The sequence below is a fragment of the Cupriavidus mimosae genome (genome assembly GCF_023952485.1).
Classification (GTDB): domain Bacteria; phylum Pseudomonadota; class Gammaproteobacteria; order Burkholderiales; family Burkholderiaceae; genus Cupriavidus; species Cupriavidus taiwanensis_C.
In genome coordinates this window covers 212,973-231,913 of the sequence record NZ_JALHRY010000011.1, presented here as the reverse complement: position 1 = coordinate 231,913, position 18,941 = coordinate 212,973, and the positions used below count along the sequence as shown (strand labels likewise).

General features: G+C 67.8%; 19 protein-coding genes and 1 tRNA gene. 11 read left to right on the top strand and 9 right to left on the bottom strand.

The features are described from left to right. Positions 1 to 118 precede the first annotated feature (118 nt). From rpoZ to MKD50_RS21090, 3 genes are all read right to left on the bottom strand, one after another. Positions 119 to 322 (bottom strand): DNA-directed RNA polymerase subunit omega, encoded by a 204-nt coding sequence (rpoZ, locus tag MKD50_RS21100; RefSeq protein ID WP_006578656.1) that lies wholly within the window; start codon positions 320 to 322, stop codon positions 119 to 121. A 105-nt stretch (positions 323 to 427) separates the two neighbouring features. Next, positions 428 to 1,024 carry a guanylate kinase gene (gene gmk / locus MKD50_RS21095; RefSeq protein ID WP_240073919.1) on the bottom strand — a complete coding sequence of 199 codons (597 nt, stop codon included), beginning with the start codon at positions 1,022 to 1,024 and terminating at the stop codon, positions 428 to 430. A gap of 108 nt (positions 1,025 to 1,132) precedes the next feature. Continuing rightward, complete coding sequence (locus MKD50_RS21090) at positions 1,133 to 2,068, bottom strand: YicC/YloC family endoribonuclease (RefSeq protein ID WP_062797481.1); 936 nt, start codon at positions 2,066 to 2,068, stop codon at positions 1,133 to 1,135. A gap of 212 nt (positions 2,069 to 2,280) precedes the next feature. On the opposite strand from MKD50_RS21090, the gene MKD50_RS21085 reads away from it, so the two are divergent. The 5 genes from MKD50_RS21085 (at position 2,281) to hemW (ending at position 7,006) form a co-directional block, all read left to right on the top strand. After that, positions 2,281 to 3,333: a serine/threonine protein kinase gene (locus MKD50_RS21085; RefSeq protein WP_252668554.1), complete on the top strand. Its 1,053-nt coding sequence runs from the start codon at positions 2,281 to 2,283 to the stop codon at positions 3,331 to 3,333. Between the two features lie 73 nt (positions 3,334 to 3,406). Beyond that, on the top strand, positions 3,407 to 4,321 hold the full coding sequence (locus MKD50_RS21080) for a PP2C family protein-serine/threonine phosphatase (RefSeq protein WP_115706352.1): 915 nt from the start codon (positions 3,407 to 3,409) through the stop codon (positions 4,319 to 4,321). A 103-nt stretch (positions 4,322 to 4,424) separates the two neighbouring features. After that, positions 4,425 to 5,144, top strand: coding sequence for a ribonuclease PH (gene rph / locus MKD50_RS21075; protein WP_111519003.1), 720 nt, complete (start codon positions 4,425 to 4,427; stop codon positions 5,142 to 5,144). 15 nt (positions 5,145 to 5,159) lie between these two features. Continuing rightward, positions 5,160 to 5,777 carry an RdgB/HAM1 family non-canonical purine NTP pyrophosphatase gene (gene rdgB / locus MKD50_RS21070; protein ID WP_115706350.1) on the top strand — a complete coding sequence of 206 codons (618 nt, stop codon included), beginning with the start codon at positions 5,160 to 5,162 and terminating at the stop codon, positions 5,775 to 5,777. Further along, positions 5,774 to 7,006, top strand: a complete 1,233-nt coding sequence (gene hemW, locus MKD50_RS21065; protein ID WP_252668552.1) for a radical SAM family heme chaperone HemW — start codon at positions 5,774 to 5,776, stop codon at positions 7,004 to 7,006. The genes rdgB and hemW overlap by 4 nt, the downstream gene beginning before the upstream one ends. Before the next feature lie 81 nt (positions 7,007 to 7,087). Here the strand turns inward: hemW and MKD50_RS21060 are convergent, their stop codons facing one another. After that, on the bottom strand, positions 7,088 to 7,597 hold the full coding sequence (locus MKD50_RS21060) for an outer membrane lipoprotein (RefSeq protein WP_240074620.1): 510 nt from the start codon (positions 7,595 to 7,597) through the stop codon (positions 7,088 to 7,090). 296 nt (positions 7,598 to 7,893) lie between these two features. Here MKD50_RS21060 and MKD50_RS21055 point away from each other — a divergent pair. Further along, positions 7,894 to 7,983, top strand: a tRNA-Ser gene (locus tag MKD50_RS21055). 43 nt (positions 7,984 to 8,026) lie between these two features. Here the strand turns inward: MKD50_RS21055 and MKD50_RS21050 are convergent. Genes MKD50_RS21050 through MKD50_RS21030 form a run of 5 tightly spaced genes read right to left on the bottom strand, consistent with a single transcriptional unit; the run spans position 8,027 to position 11,964 of the window. Further along, positions 8,027 to 8,401 carry a hypothetical protein gene (locus tag MKD50_RS21050; RefSeq protein ID WP_252668550.1) on the bottom strand — a complete coding sequence of 125 codons (375 nt, stop codon included), beginning with the start codon at positions 8,399 to 8,401 and terminating at the stop codon, positions 8,027 to 8,029. A 51-nt stretch (positions 8,402 to 8,452) separates the two neighbouring features. Continuing rightward, positions 8,453 to 9,628: an osmoprotectant ABC transporter ATP-binding protein OsmV gene (locus tag MKD50_RS21045; RefSeq protein WP_252668547.1), complete on the bottom strand. Its 1,176-nt coding sequence runs from the start codon at positions 9,626 to 9,628 to the stop codon at positions 8,453 to 8,455. Continuing rightward, the gene (locus tag MKD50_RS21040; protein ID WP_252668546.1) at positions 9,625 to 10,275 is read right to left on the bottom strand and encodes an ABC transporter permease; all 651 of its coding nucleotides are present in this window, start codon (positions 10,273 to 10,275) and stop codon (positions 9,625 to 9,627) included. The genes MKD50_RS21045 and MKD50_RS21040 overlap by 4 nt, the downstream gene beginning before the upstream one ends. 10 nt (positions 10,276 to 10,285) lie before the next feature. Next, the gene (locus tag MKD50_RS21035; protein WP_115706578.1) at positions 10,286 to 11,221 is read right to left on the bottom strand and encodes a glycine betaine ABC transporter substrate-binding protein; all 936 of its coding nucleotides are present in this window, start codon (positions 11,219 to 11,221) and stop codon (positions 10,286 to 10,288) included. Positions 11,222 to 11,247: 26 nt separating this feature from the next. Then, positions 11,248 to 11,964, bottom strand: coding sequence for an ABC transporter permease (locus MKD50_RS21030; RefSeq protein WP_252668544.1), 717 nt, complete (start codon positions 11,962 to 11,964; stop codon positions 11,248 to 11,250). A gap of 668 nt (positions 11,965 to 12,632) precedes the next feature. On the opposite strand from MKD50_RS21030, the gene MKD50_RS21025 reads away from it, so the two are divergent. The 5 genes from MKD50_RS21025 to MKD50_RS21005 all read left to right on the top strand — a co-directional run bounded on the left by MKD50_RS21025 (position 12,633) and on the right by MKD50_RS21005 (position 18,714). Further along, positions 12,633 to 13,559 (top strand): pirin family protein, encoded by a 927-nt coding sequence (locus tag MKD50_RS21025; protein ID WP_115706344.1) that lies wholly within the window; start codon positions 12,633 to 12,635, stop codon positions 13,557 to 13,559. 348 nt (positions 13,560 to 13,907) lie between these two features. Continuing rightward, positions 13,908 to 15,476, top strand: coding sequence for an ABC transporter ATP-binding protein (locus MKD50_RS21020; protein WP_252668542.1), 1,569 nt, complete (start codon positions 13,908 to 13,910; stop codon positions 15,474 to 15,476). Further along, positions 15,469 to 16,578, top strand: a complete 1,110-nt coding sequence (locus tag MKD50_RS21015) for an ABC transporter permease (RefSeq protein ID WP_252668541.1) — start codon at positions 15,469 to 15,471, stop codon at positions 16,576 to 16,578. Before MKD50_RS21020 ends, MKD50_RS21015 begins: the two co-directional genes overlap by 8 nt. A gap of 17 nt (positions 16,579 to 16,595) precedes the next feature. Beyond that, complete coding sequence (locus MKD50_RS21010; RefSeq protein ID WP_115706341.1) at positions 16,596 to 17,516, top strand: ABC transporter permease; 921 nt, start codon at positions 16,596 to 16,598, stop codon at positions 17,514 to 17,516. Positions 17,517 to 17,568: 52 nt separating this feature from the next. Continuing rightward, entirely contained in the window at positions 17,569 to 18,714 is a 1,146-nt protein-coding gene (locus MKD50_RS21005) for a BMP family ABC transporter substrate-binding protein (protein WP_115706340.1), read from the top strand. The last annotated feature ends 227 nt before the right edge of the window (positions 18,715 to 18,941 follow it).

Sequence of the window (18,941 nt, the reverse complement as noted above, 5' to 3'; positions counted from 1 at the left end):
GGATGGAGGCTTGGAGGGCGGATGCGGCGATGGCATGGCGGCGGCCCGGGGAATCCGGCTGGGGAGCCTGGAACAGTGCTGGCACGATACAGGGATGAGCCATGGGCCGCCTGGTCGATCAGGTCGGGACCTTTTTCAGCATCTCGATGCCGACCTGGCCCGACGCGATCTCGCGCAGTGCCACCACGGTCGGCTTGTCCTTCGCTTCGACCTTGGGCGTGTGGCCCTGCACCAGCTGGCGCGCACGGTACGTGGCCGCCAGCGCGAGCTCGAAACGATTCGGAATGTGTTTCAGACAATCTTCGACGGTAATACGCGCCATATCAAATCCACCTTGGGACAAAACCTTACGTTGGGTTGCTATTTTACAGCACGCGGCGGGAAACGCCGGCGGCGCCCCGCGCGGCTGTCATCGGCGGGCATCGTTTCAGTGGATGCCAAGCTCGATGAACAGCTCCGCATGCCGCGCCTTCTGCGAGGAAAAGCGCAGCCGCGTGGCGCTGATGACGTTGCGCAACTGCTCCAGCGCATCGTCGAAGACCTCGTTGATGATGACGTAGTCCGACTCCGAGGCGTGGGCCATTTCGCTGCCAGCGGCCAGCAAGCGGCGCACGATCACGTTGGGCTCGTCCTGGCCGCGTTTTTTAAGGCGCTCTTCCAGCGCGGTCAGCGATGGCGGCAGGATGAAGATCTCCACCGCGTTGGAAAAGCGCTGGTGCACCTGCTGCGCGCCCTGCCAGTCGATCTCGAGCAGCACGTCGTTGCCTTGCGCCATCTGCTGCTCGATCCACACGCGCGAGGTTGCGTAGTAGTTGCCGTGCACCTCGGCCCACTCCAGGAAGTCGCCGCGGTCGCGCGCGGCGCGGAAGGCGTCGACCGTGACGAAGTGGTACTCGCGGCCGTCCTCTTCGCCCGGGCGCGGTGCGCGCGTGGTGTGCGAGATCGACAGGCGGATGGCCGGGTCCTGCGCCAGCAGCGCGTTGACCAGCGTCGACTTGCCCGCGCCCGAGGGCGCCACCACCATGAAGAGGTTGCCGGGGTAGACGGTGTCGATGGCGGTGTGGGGGGTCGCGTGGGCGGTCGGATTGGCGGCCGTTGAAGAAGTTGGGCTCATGATGTTTCGGTGACTGTCTTACTCTAGATTCTGGACCTGCTCGCGCATCTGCTCGATCAGCAGCTTGAGTTCCATCGAGGCATCGGCCAGCTCCTTGGCGGCGGCCTTGGAGCCCAGCGTGTTGGCCTCGCGGTTGAGCTCCTGCATCATGAAGTCCAGGCGCTTGCCCACCTGGCCGCCCTTCTTCAGGATATGGCGCGTTTCGTTCAGGTGCGCCTGCAGCCGCGACAGCTCTTCGGCGATATCGATGCGGATGCCGTAGACCGTGGCTTCCTGGCGGATGCGCTCGGCGATCTCGTCGCGGCTCATCGCCGGCATGCCGTTGGGCGCGGCCAGGTTGAAGGCTTCCTGCAGGCGCTCGGTCAGCTTTTCCTGGTGATGCGCGATCAGCTGCGGGATGGTCGGGGTCAGGCGCTCGACGATCGCCAGCATGGCGTCGATGCGCTCCGTCAGCGTGGCCTTGAGCGCGTCGCCCTCGCGCCGACGCGCTTCCAGCAACTGGTCGAGCGCCTCGCGCGCGGCGCCGAGCACGGCCTCGCGCAGCGACTCCTGCGACAGCTCCGGCTCGACCAGCACGCCAGGCCAGCGCAGGATCTCGCCCATGCGCAGGGTGCCGGCGCTGCTGAAGGTGGCGGCAACGGTGGTTTCGAGCGCGCGGATCTGCGCCAGCAGCCCGTCGTTCAGCGCCAGGGTGGCGCCGCCGGCATCGGTGCGCTGCAAATTGATGCGGCATTCCAGCTTGCCGCGCGACAGCTCGGCCATCAGCATCTCGCGCAAGGCCGGCTCGAACGCGCGGCACTCCTCGGGGGCCCGGAACAACAGGTCGAGGAAACGCGAATTGACAGTGCGGAATTCCACCGAGACGGACGCGGTGCGCCCGCTGGGCTCGCCCTGCGCGTTGGTCAATGGCGCCTGGCGCGTCGCCAGGCCGTAGCCTGTCATGCTGTGGATCATTGGTTGTTCTCGTGATTGGCGCCGCGCCAGCCCGAAGCGGACGCGGCCTGCCGGCGGACGCCCGCCCGGCCGGCGCGCGGCGCAGCCTGTGGGGACGCCCTCAAAACGTTGAAAGGCGGGCAATAACGCCCGTATTTGTGTTCTTTACAAGTGACCGATTAGCCCGGACAATCCTGAGGCAAATCCGCGGGGGCAACTCCCGTCCTATTCCCATGACAGAGCCAAAGGGCACGCCACAACCGAAGAGTGCACCGCTGCCCGTCGGCACGCTGCTGTCCAACTATCGTATTGTAAAGAAGTTGGCCAGCGGGGGGTTCAGTTTCGTCTACCTGGCCACCGACGAAACCGGCGCGCCGGTCGCCATCAAAGAGTACCTGCCGTCGTCGCTGGCGCGGCGCAACCCGGGCGAACTGATCCCCGTGGTGCCCGAGGAAAACGCCGCGGCGTTCCGGCTGGGCCTGAAGTACTTCTTCGAAGAGGGTCGCTCGCTGGCCCGCATTTCCCATCCCAGCGTGGTGCGCGTGGTGAACTTCTTCCGCGAGAACGCCACCGTCTACATGGTGATGAACTACGAGCTGGGCAAGACGCTGCAGGAACATGTGCTGGCGGCCCGGCAGCAGGGCCGCGCCAAGGTGCTGCGCGAGCATTTCATCCGCAAGGTCTTCCACGACCTGATGAGCGGCCTGCGCGAAGTGCATATCCACAAGCTGCTGCACCTGGACATCAAGCCCGGCAACATCTACCTGCGCGAGGACGAGTCCCCCATCCTGCTGGATTTCGGCGCCGCGCGGCAGACCCTGACCATGGAGGCCGCGCGCTTCCAGCCGATGTACACGCCCGGCTTCGCCGCGCCGGAACTGTACGGCAAGCACACCGATCTGGGCCCGTGGACCGACATCTACAGCCTGGGCGCGACGCTCTACGCCTGCATGGCCGGACTGCCGCCGCAGGAAGCCAACCAGCGCGAGAAGGATGACCGCATGGGCGAGGCGCTGGTGCGACTGCGCAGCAGCTACACCAACGGCCTGGTCGACCTGGTCGAGTGGTGCCTGCGGCTGGAGCCCTCGGGCCGCCCGCAGAGCGTGTTCCGGCTGCAGAAGGAATTGCGCGAGCAGACCAACGCGCTCGGCGAGCAGGCGCTGGCGCCCGCGACCCAGGCCCCGGCACCCGCCCCCATGCCGCCGGAAAAAGCGCCCGCAACCTCGCGCTTTCTGACGCTGCTGCGCCGGCGTGACGAGCCGGCCCCAGGCACAAGCGTCGACTGAATCACAAACCCGGCCGCGACGCACCCGCGCGCGCGACCGGGCCATCGAACCCAAAGAAAGCCAACCAGCCAACATGCGATTCTCTGTCTACCAGGAAAGCAGGAAAGGCGGCCGCCGCGTCAACCAGGACCGCATGGGCTATTGCTTCACGCGCGACGCACTGCTGATGGTGCTGGCCGACGGCCTGGGCGGCCACGCCCACGGCGAAGTCGCCGCGCAGCAGGCGCTGCAGACGCTGGCGCGCCAGTTCCAGCTGCAGGCGCGGCCCGCGGTGCGCAACCCGGCCGAGTTCCTGCAGGACACCATCATGCTGGCGCACCGCGAGATCCACCGCTATGCCGAGGCCAACCAGATGGCCGACGTGCCCCGCACCACGGTGGTCTGCTGCCTGGTGCAGCATGGCCAGATCCACTGGGCGCACGCCGGCGATTCGCGCTATTACCTGCTGCGCAAGGGCCGGCTGCTGACGCGCACGCGCGACCACTCCAAGATCGAGAACCTGTTGCAGCAGGAACGCGTGCTGCCGATGGAGGTGGCCAACCACCCCGAGCGCAACAAGCTCTACAACTGCCTGGGCTCGCCCAACCTGCCGCTGATCGATCTGGGCGGGCCGGTGCGGCTGGAACCGGGCGACGTCGCCCTGCTGTGCTCCGACGGCCTGTGGGGCCCGCTGGACGAGCCGGTGCTGGTGGACAAGCTGTCACGGCTGTCGGTGGTGCAGGCAGTGCCGGCGCTGATCGACCAGGCGCTGCAGCAGGCCGGCGAAGGTGCGGACAACACCACCGGCATCGCCATGATGTGGGAGCTGGACACCAACACCGCGGGCCAGGATGCGGTGATGACCGACACCCTGCCGCTGAACGCCTTCACCACCTCGATCCTCGAGCGCAACGCCACCGACAGCGACCTGTTGTCCGAGGAAGAGATCGAGCGCTCCATCGCCGAAATCCGCGCCGCCATCGACAAGACCAGCAACCTGATGCGGTGATGGCCTCCGCAAGGGCCGGCCGGGCCAGAGCGTCAGCGCGCACGGGCCGGCAGCGGTAGAATCGCGGTCTCATCCCTTCTACCCCTTGCGGACAAACCATCTCATGCGACCCAGCGGCCGCGCAGCCGATGCGCTGCGTTCCATCAGCCTTACCCGCCACTACACCCGCCACGCCGAAGGCTCGGTCCTGTGCGCCTTTGGCGATACCAAGGTACTGTGCACCGCCAGCGTGCTGGCCAAGGTGCCGCCGCACAAGAAAGGCAGCGGCGAAGGCTGGGTCACGGCCGAATACGGCATGCTGCCGCGCGCCACGCATACGCGTTCCGACCGCGAGGCCGCGCGCGGCAAGCAGACCGGCCGCACCCAGGAAATCCAGCGCCTGATCGGCCGCGCCATGCGCTCGGTGTTCGACCTGGCGGCGCTGGGCGAATACACCCTGCACCTCGACTGCGACGTGCTGCAGGCCGACGGCGGCACCCGCACCGCGGCCATCACCGGCGCCTTTGTCGCCGCCCATGACGCGGTCGCGACCATGTTGCGCGACGGCCTGATCGCCGCCAGCCCGATCCGCGACCATGTCGCCGCGGTCTCGGTCGGCATGGTCGACGGCGTGCCGGTGCTGGATCTCGACTACGCCGAGGACAGCAACTGCGACACCGACATGAACGTGGTCATGACCGGCAGCGGCGGCTTTGTCGAGGTGCAGGGCACCGCCGAGGGCGCGCCCTTCAGCCGCGCCGACCTCGACGCCATGACGCGCCTGGCCGAAGCCGGCATCGCCCGCCTGGTGCAGCTCCAGCGCGAAGCGCTGGGTCTGGCCTGAGCCGCGGAGCGCGCGATGCAACGCCTGGTGCTGGCCTCCAACAATCCCGGCAAGCTGCGCGAGTTCGGCGCGCTGCTGGCGCCGCTCGGCTTTGACGTGGTAACGCAGGGCGAGCTCGGCATCCCCGAGGCCGAAGAGCCCTTTGCCACCTTTGTCGAGAACGCGCTGGCCAAGGCCCGCCACGCCAGCCGGCTGGCCGGCCTGCCCGCGCTGGCCGACGACTCCGGCATCTGCGTGCAGGCGCTGGGCGGCGCGCCCGGGGTCTATTCCGCGCGCTATGCGCAGATGGCCGGGCAGGCCAAGTCGGACTCGGCCAACAACGCCTACCTGGTCTCGCAACTGGCGGGCAAGCTGAACCGGCACGCGTACTACTACTGCGTGCTGGTGTTCGTGCGCCACGCCGATGACCCCTGCCCGATCATCGCCGAAGGCGTGTGGCATGGCGAGGTCGTCGACGCGCCGCGCGGCGCGGGCGGCTTCGGCTACGACCCGCACTTCCTGCTGCCGGCGCTGGGCAAGACCGCTGCGGAGCTGCCGCCTGAGGAGAAAAACCGCGTCAGCCACCGCGCCCAGGCGCTGCGCGCACTGGTGGCCCGGCTGCAGGCAGAGGCCGCGGAGACTGCCACGCGATGATTCCGATCGTACCGGCCTCCGCGTCCGTGCCCGTGGACAGCAAGCAGTTGTGGCTCAAGCCCGGGCAGATCAGCCTGCCCGGCTCGCCGCCGCTGTCGCTGTACGTGCATATCCCGTGGTGCGTGCGCAAGTGCCCGTATTGCGATTTCAACTCGCACGCCGCGCCCGGCGCCGACAACCACGAGATTCCGGAAGACCTCTACCTCGATGCGCTGCGCGCGGACCTGGAGCAGTCGCTGCCGCTGGTATGGGGCCGCCCGGTGCATACGGTCTTTATCGGCGGCGGCACGCCCAGCCTGCTGTCGGCGGCGGGCATGGACCGGCTGCTGTCGGATATCCGCGCCCTGCTGCCGCTCGACGCCGATGCCGAGATCACGATGGAGGCCAATCCCGGCACCTTTGAAGCCGACAAGTTCGCCAGCTACCGCGCCAGCGGCATCAACCGGCTGTCGATCGGCATCCAGAGCTTCAACGACCGGCACCTGCAGGCACTGGGCCGCATTCACGGCGGCGCCGAAGCGCGCCGCGCCATCGACATCGCCCAGGCCAGCTTCGACAACATCAACCTTGACCTGATGTACGCGCTGCCTGGCCAGACCCTGCAGGAATGCCAGGCGGACGTCGAAGCCGCCCTGGCCTGCGGCACCACGCACCTGTCGCTGTATCACCTGACGCTGGAGCCGAACACGCTGTTTGCGAAGTATCCGCCGGCATTGCCCGACGACGACACGGCGTACGAGATGCAGGACTGGATCGAAGCGCGCACGGCCGCGGCGGGCTATCGGCACTACGAGACCTCGGCCTATGCAAAGCCGCATCGCGAGGCGCGCCACAACCTCAACTACTGGCGCTTCGGTGACTACCTGGGCATCGGTGCCGGCGCGCACGGCAAGCTGTCGTTCCCGCAGCGCGTGCTGCGCCAGATGCGGCACAAGCACCCGGCAACCTACATCGCCCAGGCCATGGCCGGCAACGCCGTGCAGGAAGCGCGCGACGTCGGCGCCGACGAACTGCCGTTCGAGTTCATGCTCAACGCGCTGCGCCTGACCGATGGCGTGCCCGCCTCCAGCTTCCACGACTACACCGGGCTGCCGCTGCACACCATCAGCAAGCAGCTGGCCGAGGCCGAGAAAAAAGGCCTGCTGGAAGCCGACCTGGCCACGATCCGCCCCACCGAACTGGGCCGGCGCTTCCTCAACGACCTGCAAGAGATGTTCCTGAAGGACTGAGCGGCCCGCACGCCGGCAGCGATAAAAAAAGGCCACGCTAGCGCGTGGCCTTTGACTTCTGGCAAACGTCAGGCTGGCAGGTCAGTACGGCGTGGCCATGTCGTTGGCCACGCGCGCGCGCATGCCCACTTGCAGGCTGCCCAGGCTGGACTGCGTCACCGTGGCGAGGCGGCCGTCATCGAGCCGTACGTTCACGCGATAGACCGTCTGCGTATTGCTGCCCGCGCGCTTCTCGATCTGGTTGCCGGCCACGGCGCCGACCACGGCACCGCCGATGGTCGCCGCGGTCTGGCCGCGCCCGCCGCCGATCTGGTGGCCCAGCAGGCCGCCCGCGGCACCGCCGATCACGGTGCCGAGCAGGCCCGAGCTGCCTTGCGTGTTGGTGATCGGCTCGATCGATTCCACGCGGCCGTAGTAGACCGCGCCGGCCGGGGCCTGTGAGGTGGGGGGAGTCTGGTAACCCGGGGGCGGCGCGTTGGAGCCGGTGTTGTAGCCCTGGTCGTAGCCGCTGTTGTACGGCGCCGCACAACCGGCCAGCGCAGCCGCCGCGGCCACCGGAACGATCAGCCATGTCTTGCTAGGGATTCGCATTTTGCGCATTTTGAGTTCTCCTCTGTTGCCAGGCGAAAGCCGGGGATGCGGCACACACCGCAGTGCCCGGCACGACAATATGAGCGATGGCGCGATGTGAAGGTTCCGCCCTGTCAGACAGAGCCCGACAACGCGGCAGCAGATGTGGCAAGAAATTTACGGCTGAGCCCGTGCCGTTGCGCAAGTCACCATGCATGCGCGCGGGCCTTGTATAATGCGCGGCCGGACCGTAGCGTCTGCATGCGGCACTGCGCCGGAGGCCCCGCCCTTCGCGCTACAATGCCCGCACTTTTTTCGGAAGCGTGGCCGAGTGGTTTAAGGCAGCAGTCTTGAAAACTGCCGATGGGGTGACCCATCCGTGAGTTCGAATCTCACCGCTTCCGCCAGACAACAAAACGGCCCGCGCCAGCGACTGGTGCGGGCCGTTTTTCATTCGGCGTCGTGGTGCAGGCCTTGCTTCAGCAGTCGGTAGGCTTCGGCCTCTGATATCCGGAGACGGTACTTGGTGGCCAGCACGCGTGCCAGCCCGCGGGCCGCGCCCGGCGGGCTGTGGCGCAGTTGCTCGCGGTAGGCTTCGACTTCATAGCGCAGGCGCCAGCGCCGGCTGGCCAGGTAGAGCACGCCCATCAGGCCCCAGCTGCGCCAGAACTGGCGCACGTGGACCTTCTCATGTTCGATCAGCGCCTGGCTGGCGCCGGGGCGCAGCAGGATCAGCGGACCTGGCGTGAAGCCGTCAAACCCGCGTGGGACCAGCCAGCGGGTTTCAATGACCAGGCACAGGGGCGAGCGGCAGCAGCGGAGCATGCCTCTAGCATAGCGCGCAAGCCGCGCTCGCGCCGTGGCGTGGTGACGCGATCAGGCGGCTGCGCGCAGCGGCGCGGCGGACGCGGCCGGGGTCGCCGGCGCGCCGGCGTGGCCGCGCGAACGGCCGGAACTCAGGTAGCCTGCGATCGATTCCTGCGTGACCTCGCCCAGGTAGTCGCCGTCCGCGCCCATCACCGGCAGCCAGCTGGTGTTGTGCTGGTACATGCGCGACAGCACGATGCGCAGGTGCTCGTCGAACGCCGCGGTCACCGCGAACGGGCGCATCACCTCGCTGCACTGGCCCTGGCCCGCGCGCGCGTCGCGGCGCGTGACATAGCCCAGTGCGCGCTGCGCATCGTCCACCACCGGCAGGTGGCGCACGTCGGCATCGTCCATCACGCCCAGTGCCTCGGCCAGCGGCATGTCCGGGCGGCAGCTCGGCGGCATGGTGGCGGCATCGCCGGCGCGCACCAGCAACAGCCGCTTGAGCGTGTTGTCATGGCCGACGAAGGCCTGCACGAACTCGTCGGCCGGGTGCGCCAGCAGCGCGTCGGGGTGGTCGAACTGCACCAGCTTGCCACGGCGGAACACCGCGACCTTGTCGGCCAGCTTGATCGCCTCGTCGATATCGTGCGAGACCATGATCACGGTCTTGCCGAGCTGGCGCTGCATCTGCAGGAATTCGTTCTGGATGCTCTCGCGGTTGATCGGGTCGACCGCGCCGAAGGGCTCGTCCATCAGCAGCAGCGGCGCGTCGGCCGCCAGCGCGCGGATCACGCCGATGCGCTGCTGCTGGCCGCCGGACAGCTCGCGCGGATAGCGCGACAGCAGCCGGACGGGATCGAGCTGCACCATCGCCATCAGCTCGCGGGCGCGCTCGCGGCACTGCTTTTTGTCCCATCCCAGCAGGCGCGGCACCACCATGATGTTCTCTTCGATGGTCATGTTGGGGAACAGGCCGATCTGCTGGATCACGTAGCCGATCTTGCGGCGCAGGGTCACGCCGTCGAGGCCGCGCGTATCCTCGCCTTCGATCCGCACCGTGCCCGAGGTCGGCTCGATCAGCCGGTTGATCATCTTCAGCGTGGTGGTCTTGCCGCAGCCCGAGGGCCCCAGGAAGACGCAGATCTCGCCGCGCGGCACCGTCAGCGACACAGCGTCGACGGCGCGCATGTCGGTGCCGTCTTTCTGCGGGAAGGACTTGGTGAGTTGGTCGAGTTCGATCATAGACGGATCCCCTTCGGCGTCAGCGCCCGCTGCAACCACTGCAGGAAGGCGTCCGCCACGATGGCGAGCAGGCTGACCAGGACCGCGCCCACGGCCAGCTTGCTCATGTTGCTCTGGCTGATCGCTTGCAGGATCAGCACCCCAAGGCCACCCGCGCCGATGATGGCGGCAATGGTGGCAACCCCGATATTCATCACCACGGCGGTACGCACGCCGCCGAGGATCACCGGCACCGCCAGCGGCAGGTCCACCAGCCGCATCCGCTGCCAGGTGGTCATGCCGATGCCGCGGCCCGCTTCCTGAATGCCGGGGTCGACGTTGGCCAGCGCGGTATAGGTGTTGCGCATGATCGGCAGCAGCGAGTACAGGAACACCGCGGTCACCGCGGGCACGTAGCCGAGCGCATGGCCGAAGCGCGCGAACACCGGGATCATCAGCCCGAACAGCGCGATCGACGGCAGCGTCAGCACAATGGTGGCCACCGCCAGCAGCGGCGTGGCCAGCGCGCGGAAACGCGTGATGACGATGCCCAGCGGCACCCCGATCAGGATCGCCAGCCCTACCGCCGAGCCGACCAGCGCGAGGTGCTCGCCGGTCAGCTTGAGCAGCGTGGGCCAGCTGTGCTGCAGGTATGCGAACAAGTCCATGCGGCTCTCCTCAGATCAGTCCGTGGCCGCGCAGGAAGTCCTCCGCCACCTTGTCCACCGGCTGCTGGCCGATGTCCACCTTGTAGTTCATCTCGGTCATGCTCTGGTTGTCGAGCTTGGCCGCGAGCGCATTGAGCAGGCCCGCCAGTTCCGGATGCTGGTCGAGCACCGGCTTGCGCACCACCGGCACCGCGTTGTACGGCGGGAAGAAGTGCTGGTCGTCCTCGAGCAGCACGAGGTCGAAGCCCTTCACGCGGCCGTCGGTGGCGTAGACCAGACCCAGTTCAACCTGGTTGTTCTTCAGCGCGGTGTAGACCAGGCCGGGGTCGAGCTGGATCACGTCGCGGCGCGAGAATGGCAGCTGGTACAGCGCCTTGAGCGGCTCCAGCCCGTCCGGGCGCGCGGCGAATTCCATGTCGACGGCGAACGGGTGGCTGGCGTCGGCGCCGGCCTTGCGCATCTGCTCGGCAAAGGCCGACAGCGTGGTCGCGCCGCTGGCGGCCGCGCGTTCCTTAGGCATGGCCAGCGCATAGGTGTTGTTGATGCCCGAGGCGTCGAGCCACACCAGTCCGCGCGCGCCGTCCATCTGCTTGACGCGCGCATAGCTTTCCCGGGCATCGAGCTTTTCTTCGACCTTGTTGAACACGATCAGCGCGGTGCCGGTGTAGTCCCACACCACGTCGAGCTGGTCGTTCTCCATGGCCTGGCGCATCAGCGTGCTGCCCAGGCCGGCGGTCAGCTCGGCGTCGAAGCCCTTGGCGCGCAGGTACTTGGTGGTCATCGACGACAGCAGCAGTTGTTCGGTGAAGTTCTTGCCGCCCACGCGGACGGGTGCGCCTGCGGCCCGGGCTTCGGGCGCGGTGGCCAGCGCCAGGCCGGCGGCGAAGGCGGTGACCGCCGCCACCAACAGCACCGCCCGACGCGCGCGGCGGCGGAGGTATTGCATCTGCTTTTCCATTTCGGTATCCCAGTTCAGCGCGCCAGGCCGCGGCGGCGCAGGTAGAGCTGGCCGGCGGCGGCAAACAGTGCATCGAGCGCCAGCGCCAGCAGCGCGGTGGCGGCGGCGCCCAGCAGCAGCAGCGGCTGGTTGTTCAGGTAGATGCCCGGGAAGATCAGCTCGCCCAGGCTGTTGGCGCCGATCAGAAACGACAGCGGCACGGTGCCGACGTTGATCACCAGCGCGATGCGGATGCCGGCCAGCATCACCGGCAGCGCGTTGGGCAGTTCCACGCGCAGCAGGCGCTGGGCCGGGGTCATGCCGATGCCGCGCGCCGCTTCCAGCAGCGTGGGCGAGACATTGCGCAGGCCTTCGTAGGTATTGCGCACGATCGGCAGCAGCGAGGCCAGCCACAGCGCCAGGATGGCGGGCCGCTCGCCGATGCCGAGCACGGCCAGCGCCAGGGCAAGCACCGCCAGCGACGGCACGGTATTGCCGACATTGAAGACCTGCATCAGCCGGTCGGCCCAGCGGCGCATGCACGGCCGGCTCAGCGCGATCCCGGCCGGGATGCCGGTGGCCAGCACCAGCGCCATCGACAGCACCACCAGCCGCAGGTGGTCGGCGACGTCGTAGAGCAGGCGCTCCTGATACTGGCGAATCACATCGACGCCGATCCACGCCACCAGTGCGGCCAGCGCGGCAAGCGTCAGTCCCGCCCAGGCCAGCGCCCGTGCCGATCGCTTTGACATACTCTCCCCTTCTCCAGGCCCAAAAGCGCGCAGCACGCCACTTTCCGGCAACGGAAAACAATATGGGCTGGTGCGTGCGGAGATGGGGCGCCACCAGGCCCGGTTCAGATTGCATTGCCGCCATGACCGGCACGATTGCCGGCGGACGGTCTGTGGATTCGTCCGCCGTGGGCGGGGAATCGCGATTGACGGGATGCCGTGGACGGCAGTCCCTGAAGCGGCGCAACCAGCGGTGCAAGGCACATCGCGAAGGGTTGGCCAGTGGCAGCGCAAGTATTGAAGTTTTCCGACGCGCCGCCGGTCCATCGGCCGTTGACTGGCAAGGGCTGGCGGGATTTTCCCGACCCTGCTTCTCGCATCAACGGATGACAAAGAGAGCGCTATTATAGCGATCTTCATCGATCTTGTCATCTTTAGCCTTTCCAGGGCCGATCTGGCACTGATCTTCGGCCTCCATGCCGCCGCTGTACGAGGCCCCGGACGCGGCACACACGCGCCGCGATCGTTCCGAAATCAGCGCAGCGGGATGCGAGATTTGGCGCACCAGCAGAACAATCTGTTGCCCGGGCGCCCTCTACTCTTTCCCCGCCAAACCACTAAATTGACGAGGTAGCTGAAACGACGGACCGCCGCCATCGCGGCCGCGGACCGCCCCACAGGAGCAAGACATGGACACCCGTACCCTCGCCACCATTCCCGCCACCGCCGCGGAAAGCGTGCAGCGCTCGCGCACCATCGACCGCGTGGTGCGCGGCATCGCCACCTCGGATGGCGCTGGCGTCAAGCTGACGCGCGTGCTGACGCAGAACCTGCAGCGACGGCTGGATCCCTTCCTGATGCTCGATGCCTTCGGCACCGACAGCAAGGACGACTACATCGGCGGCTTCCCCGATCATCCGCACCGCGGCTTCGAGACCATCACCTACATGCTGGCCGGGCGCATGCGCCATCGCGACAGCGCCGGCAACGAGGGCCTGCTGCAGAACGGCGGCGCGCAGTGGATGGTGGCGGGCGCCGGCGTCGTCCACTCGGAAATGCCCGAGCAGGAAGACGGCCGCATGGAAGGCTTCCAGCTGTGGCTGAACCTGCCGGCCGCCGACAAGATGACGGCGCCGTGGTACCGCGACCTGCCCGCCGCCGAGATCCCGACGGTGGCGCTGGAGCATGGGGCCACGGTGCGCGTGCTGGCCGGTGCCAGCCATGGCGTGGCGGGCGCGATCACGCGGCCGGTGACCGAACCGGTCTACCTGGACGTCGACCTGCCGGCAGGCCAGGCCTTCACGCAGGCACTGCCGGCCGGGCACAACGCCTTTATCTACGTGTATCGGGGCGAAGTCTCGGTCGGCGCGGGCGACGACCGCGCCGTGGTCGAGGCGCAGCGCATGGGCGTGCTCGACAACGCCGGCCAGGCTGACGGCGTCATCGTCAGGGCCGAGGCCGACGCGCGCTTCCTGCTGATCGCCGGCCGCCCGCTGAACGAGCCGATCGCGCAGTACGGCCCGTTCGTGATGAACACGCAGGAGCAGATCTACCAGACCCTGGCGGATTTCCGGGATGGGAAGTTTGCGACCAGCGTGGCTGGCAGCCAGGCGTAACGACATACCGCCGGCGTGCTCCCCTCTCCCAATAGATGGGAGAGGGCAGAAAACCCTCGCAGGTACTGCGTCGTCTCAAGACCCAAAGCCGCCGCCTCCACCAGAGGCGGCGGTTTTTTTCATGCCCGGCCGGCATGCGACTTGCAACCACCCGCCAACCGTTGCACCGACTGGACACCGGCCCGATTCGGGCCTTCCGGACCCCGCGCACTTATATAATTCATCACCAATATCCGGCATCACGAATCCATGATGAATGCTGCAATGCGTCGCGGCGATGCTGCGCCACGCACTGCCGCGCTTTGACGCATCCCCGTTGCTGCCACAACAACAACCCGAGCCGCCTCAGTGACATCACAACTCCCTCCCCGGCTGGCGCTGGCCCATATCAGCAAGCGTTACCCGGGCGTCGTCGCCAACGACGACGTCAGCCTCAGCGTTGCGCCCGGCGAGATCCATGCCGTGCTTGGCGAAAACGGCGCCGGCAAGTCCACCCTGATGAAGATCATTTTCGGCGCGGTCCGTCCGGATGCCGGCGAGATGCACTTCAACGGGGCGCCGGTCAGCATCGGCAGCCCGCACGACGCCCGCAACCTGGGCATCGCCATGGTGTTCCAGCATTTCTCGCTGTTCGACACGCTCACCGTCACCGAGAACATCGCGCTGGGGCTGCCGGCCGCGCAGCAGGGCAACATGAAGCAGCTGGCCGAGCGCATCCGCGCCACCGCCGAGCGCTACGGCCTGCCGCTGGAGCCCCACCGCCATGTGCACACGCTGTCGGTGGGCGAGCGCCAGCGCGTCGAGATCGTGCGCGCGCTGCTGGCCAGCCCGCAACTGCTGATCCTGGATGAGCCCACCTCGGTGCTGACGCCGCAGGCGGTGGAAACGCTGTTCGTGACGCTGCGCCAGCTGGCCGCCGAAGGCACCAGCATCCTCTATATCAGCCACAAGCTCGACGAGATCCGAGCGCTGTGCCATCACGCCACCGTGATGCGCATGGGCAAGGTCACCGGCGTGTGCGATCCGCGCCAGGAGACCGCGGCATCGCTGTCGCGCCTGATGATCGGCGGCGAGCCGCCGCGCGAGACGCGCGTGGCCGCGCAGCGCGGCCCGGTGCGCCTGAGCGTGCAGGGCCTGTCACTGCCGCGCGCGCATGCGTTCGCGACCGAGCTGAGCCAGGTTGCGCTCGATGTCCACGCGGGCGAGATCGTCGGCATCGCCGGGGTCTCGGGCAACGGCCAGCAGGAATTGCTGGCCGCGCTGTCCGGCGAGGACACGCGCGCCGACACCACCTCGGTGCAGCTCGATGGCAAGCCCGCCGGCCGCCTCGATGCGCGCCGGCGCCGCCGCGCCGGGCTGGCCTTCGTGCCGGAAGAGCGCCTGGGCCGCGGCGCGGTGCCAGGCATGAGCCTGGCCACCAATATCCTGTTGTCGCACCAGACCCCGCCCTATGTCCGGCAAGGCATGATCTCGCCCGGCGCCGCCAGCGGGCTGGCTTCGGCGGTGATCAACCGCTTCCGCGTCAAGGCCAGCGGTCCGCAGGCGCTGGCGCGCAGCCTGTCGGGCGGCAACCTGCAGAAGTTCATTGTCGGCCGCGAGATCGAAAGCGGCCCGAGGGTACTGATCGTGGCGCAACCCACCTGGGGTGTGGACGTGGGCGCCGCGGCGCAGATCCACAACGAGATCCTGGCGCTGAAGGCCACCGGCTGCGCCATCCTGGTGGTGTCGGAGGAGCTCGACGAGCTGTTCGCGATCTGCGACCGGCTGCATGTGATCGCCAAGGGCCGGCTGTCGCCCTCGGTGGCGACCGAGACCGCCACGCGCGAGCAGGTCGGGCTGTGGATGAGCGGCTTGTGGCCAGGCGGGCCGGCCCAGGCCCATGCCCATGCCGGCGGGGAGGTGGCAAGCCATGGCTGAGGTGCGTACCCTGCTGCCCTGTTCCCCCCTGACGCTGGCGCCGCGCGGCATGCCCTCGCGCGCGATGGCCTACGCCTCGCCGGTGCTGGCGCTGGCGCTGACGCTGCTGTTCGGGGCGCTGCTGTTCCTGGCGCTCGGCAAGGACCCCGTGGCCGCGCTCAAGGTGTTCCTGGCCGATCCGCTGCGCGACCAGCGCGCGATTGGCGAGGTGCTGCTCAAGACCGTGCCGCTGGTGCTTTGCGCGCTGGGCCTGTCGGTGTGCTACCGCGCCAACGTGTGGAATATCGGCGCCGACGGCCAGCTGATTGCCGGCGGCATCTGCGCCGGCGCGGCGGTGCTGGTTTTCGATGTGCCGGGACAAACGATGAGCGGCACCGTGGTGCTGGTGCTGGCGTCGCTGGCCGGCATCGCCGGCGGCATGGCGTGGGCGTCGCTGACCGCGCTGCTCAAGGACCGCTTCAACGCCAACGAGATCCTGGTCTCGCTGATGCTGACCTATATCGCGCAGCAGCTGCTGCTGTGGGTGGTCAACGGGCCGCTGAAGGATCCCGACGGCATGAATTTCCCGCAATCGAAGGTGTTCTCGTCCGAGTACCTGCTGCCCAACCTGATGGCGGGCTCGCGGCTGCATGCCGGCTTTGTGGTAATGCTGGTGCTGGTGGCGGTAATGACAGTGTTCGTGTTCCGCAGCTTTGCCGGCTACCGGCTGCAGGTTGGCGGCACCGCCCCGGCGGCGGCGCGCTATGCGGGCTTCTCGGCGCGCAGCGCGCTGTGGAGCGCGCTGCTGATCTCGGGCGCCACCGCGGGGCTGGCGGGCGCGTTCGAGGTGGTCGGGCCGATCGGGCAGCTACTGCCGTCGATCTCGCCGGGCTATGGCTTCACCGCCATCATCGTCGCGTTTATCGGGCGGCTGCATCCGGTCGGCACCGTCTTCGGCGGCATCATGATGTCGCTGTTCTATATCGGCGGCGAGATGGCGCAATCCCGCCTGGGCCTGCCGTCGGCCATAGGCTGGGTGTTCCAGGGCATGCTGCTGTTCTTCTTGCTGGCCTGCGACACGCTGATCGAAAACCGCCTGCGCTGGCGCGCCACCACGGCCTGAGTGGAGCAAGAAAAAACATGGAACAACTCGCTCCCCTCATCGCCACCGCCATCAACGCGGGAACGCCGCTGCTGCTGGCGGCGCTGGGCCTGCTGATCAACGAACGCTCGGGCGTGCTCAACCTGGGCGCCGAAGGCATGATGCTGGTGGCCGCGGTGGCCGGCTTCATGGTCGGCTACCAGACCCAGTCGCCCATGCTCGGCTTTGCCGCCGGCGCGCTGGCGGGCATGCTGATGGCCACGCTGTTCTCGTGGCTGGCGCTGGTGCTGGCCACCAACCAGGTCGCCACCGGGCTGGCGCTGTCGATCTTCGGCACCGGACTGTCGGCCTTCATGGGCCAGCGCTTCGTCGGATTCGCCATGCCGGCGCAGGCCAAGGCCGTGCCGGGACTGGCCGAGCTGCCCTTTGTCGGGCCGGCCTTCTTCCAGCATCACTGGATGGTGTATTTCAGCCTGCTGCTGTGCTTCGCCATCATGTGGTTCCTGTTCCGCACGCGCGCCGGGCTGACGCTGCGCGCGATCGGCGAATCGCCGGAGTCGGCGCATGCGCTGGGCTACCCGGTGCGCACCATCCGCTTCGGCGCGCTGCTGTTCGGCGGCGCCTGCTGCGGCCTGGCGGGCGCCTACCTGTCGCTGGTCTATACCCCGATGTGGGTCGAGAACCTGGTGGCGGGCCGCGGCTGGATCGCGCTGGCGCTGACCACCTTTGCCACCTGGCGCCCGGGCCGCGTGCTGGTGGGCGCATGGCTGTTCGGCGCCGTGACCATCCTGCAGTTCTACCTGCAGGGCGTGGGCGTGTCGGTGCCGTCGCAGTTCCTGTCGATGCTGCCCTACGCCGCCACCATCGTGGTGCTGGCGCTGATTTCGCGCAATCCCGCGTGGATACGCCTGAACATGCCGGCGTCGCTGGGCAAGCCGTTCCGCCCCGGCAACGCCTGATCGTTTTCTGACGGAAATCCCGAGCCATCAACCATACACACAAGGAGAAATCATGATCGTCACGCGCAGGAAGACCCTGGCGGCGCTGGCCGCCACCGCCGTGCTGGCCCTGGCCGGCTGCGGCAAGAAAGAGGCCGACAAGCCCGCCGAACCCGCCGGTGCCGCTTCCGCGCCCGCTGCCGGGCAGGCGGCCGAGCCGCTCAAGGTCGCCTTCGTCTATATCGGCCCGGTCGGCGATGCCGGCTGGACCTTTGCGCATGACAACGGCCGCAAGGCGGTCGAAGAGAAGTTCGGCAACAAGGTCAAGACCACCTTCGTCGAGAACGTGCCCGAGTCCGCCGCCGACGCCGAGCGCGTGTTCCGCGACCTGGCCAGCCAGGGCAACAAGCTGATCTTCGGCACCACCTTCGGCTACATGGAGTCGATGCTCAAGGTGGCGAAGGAATTCCCGGACGTAAAGTTCGAGCACGCCACCGGCTTCAAGACCGCCGCCAACCTGGCCCAGTACGACGTGCGCACCTATGAGGGCGCTTACCTCGCGGGCGTGGTCGCCGGCAAGATGAGCAAGACCGGCAAGATGGGCGTGGTGGCCTCGGTGCCCATCCCCGAAGTGATCCGCAACATCGACTCGTTCACGCTCGGCGCGCGCAGCGTCAACCCGAACGCCACGGTCAAGGTGGTGTGGGTCAACAAGTGGTTCGATCCGGGCAAGGAACGCGAAGCTGCGACTACGCTGATCGGCCAGGGCGTCGACATGCTGATGCAGAACACCGACTCCGCCGCCGTGGTGCAGACCGCGCAGGAAAAAGGCGTACATGCCTTCGGCTGGGACAGCGACATGACTAAGTTCGGCGACAAGGCCCACCTGGCCGCGTCGGTGATCTCGTGGGGTGTCTACTACAACAAGGTGGTGGAAGACGTGCTCAACAACCAGTGGAAGAACAGCACCACGTGGTGGGGCCTGAAGGAAGGCATGATCGACCTGAAGAGCTACAACGCCGACGTGCCGGCCGAGGTCAAGGCGCTCGTCGACGAGCGCAAGAAGGGCATCATCGACGGCACCGCGCCGATCTGGAAGGGCCCGATCAAGGACAACACCGGCAAGGAACAGCTGGCCAAGGACCAGGTCGCGGACGACAAATTCCTGCACGGCGTGAAGTTCTATGTCGAGGGGGTGGAAGGAAAGATTCCGGGGTGATTCGTTGATCAACCGCGCTCGGGCTGGCCACCGTGAGGTGCATCCAAGCCGCCCGAGCCGACCCAAGCAAGGTGTTCTCCCTCTCCCCTCACGGGGAGAGGGTCGGGGTGAGGGGCGGTTCGGCTGGGAACCACATCAAGCGGGGCCGACGGTTTTAACTCACAGGCCTCAGCCTTTGACGCTCCTGCCCTCACCCCCGGCCCCTCTCCCGCGCGCGGGAGAGGGGA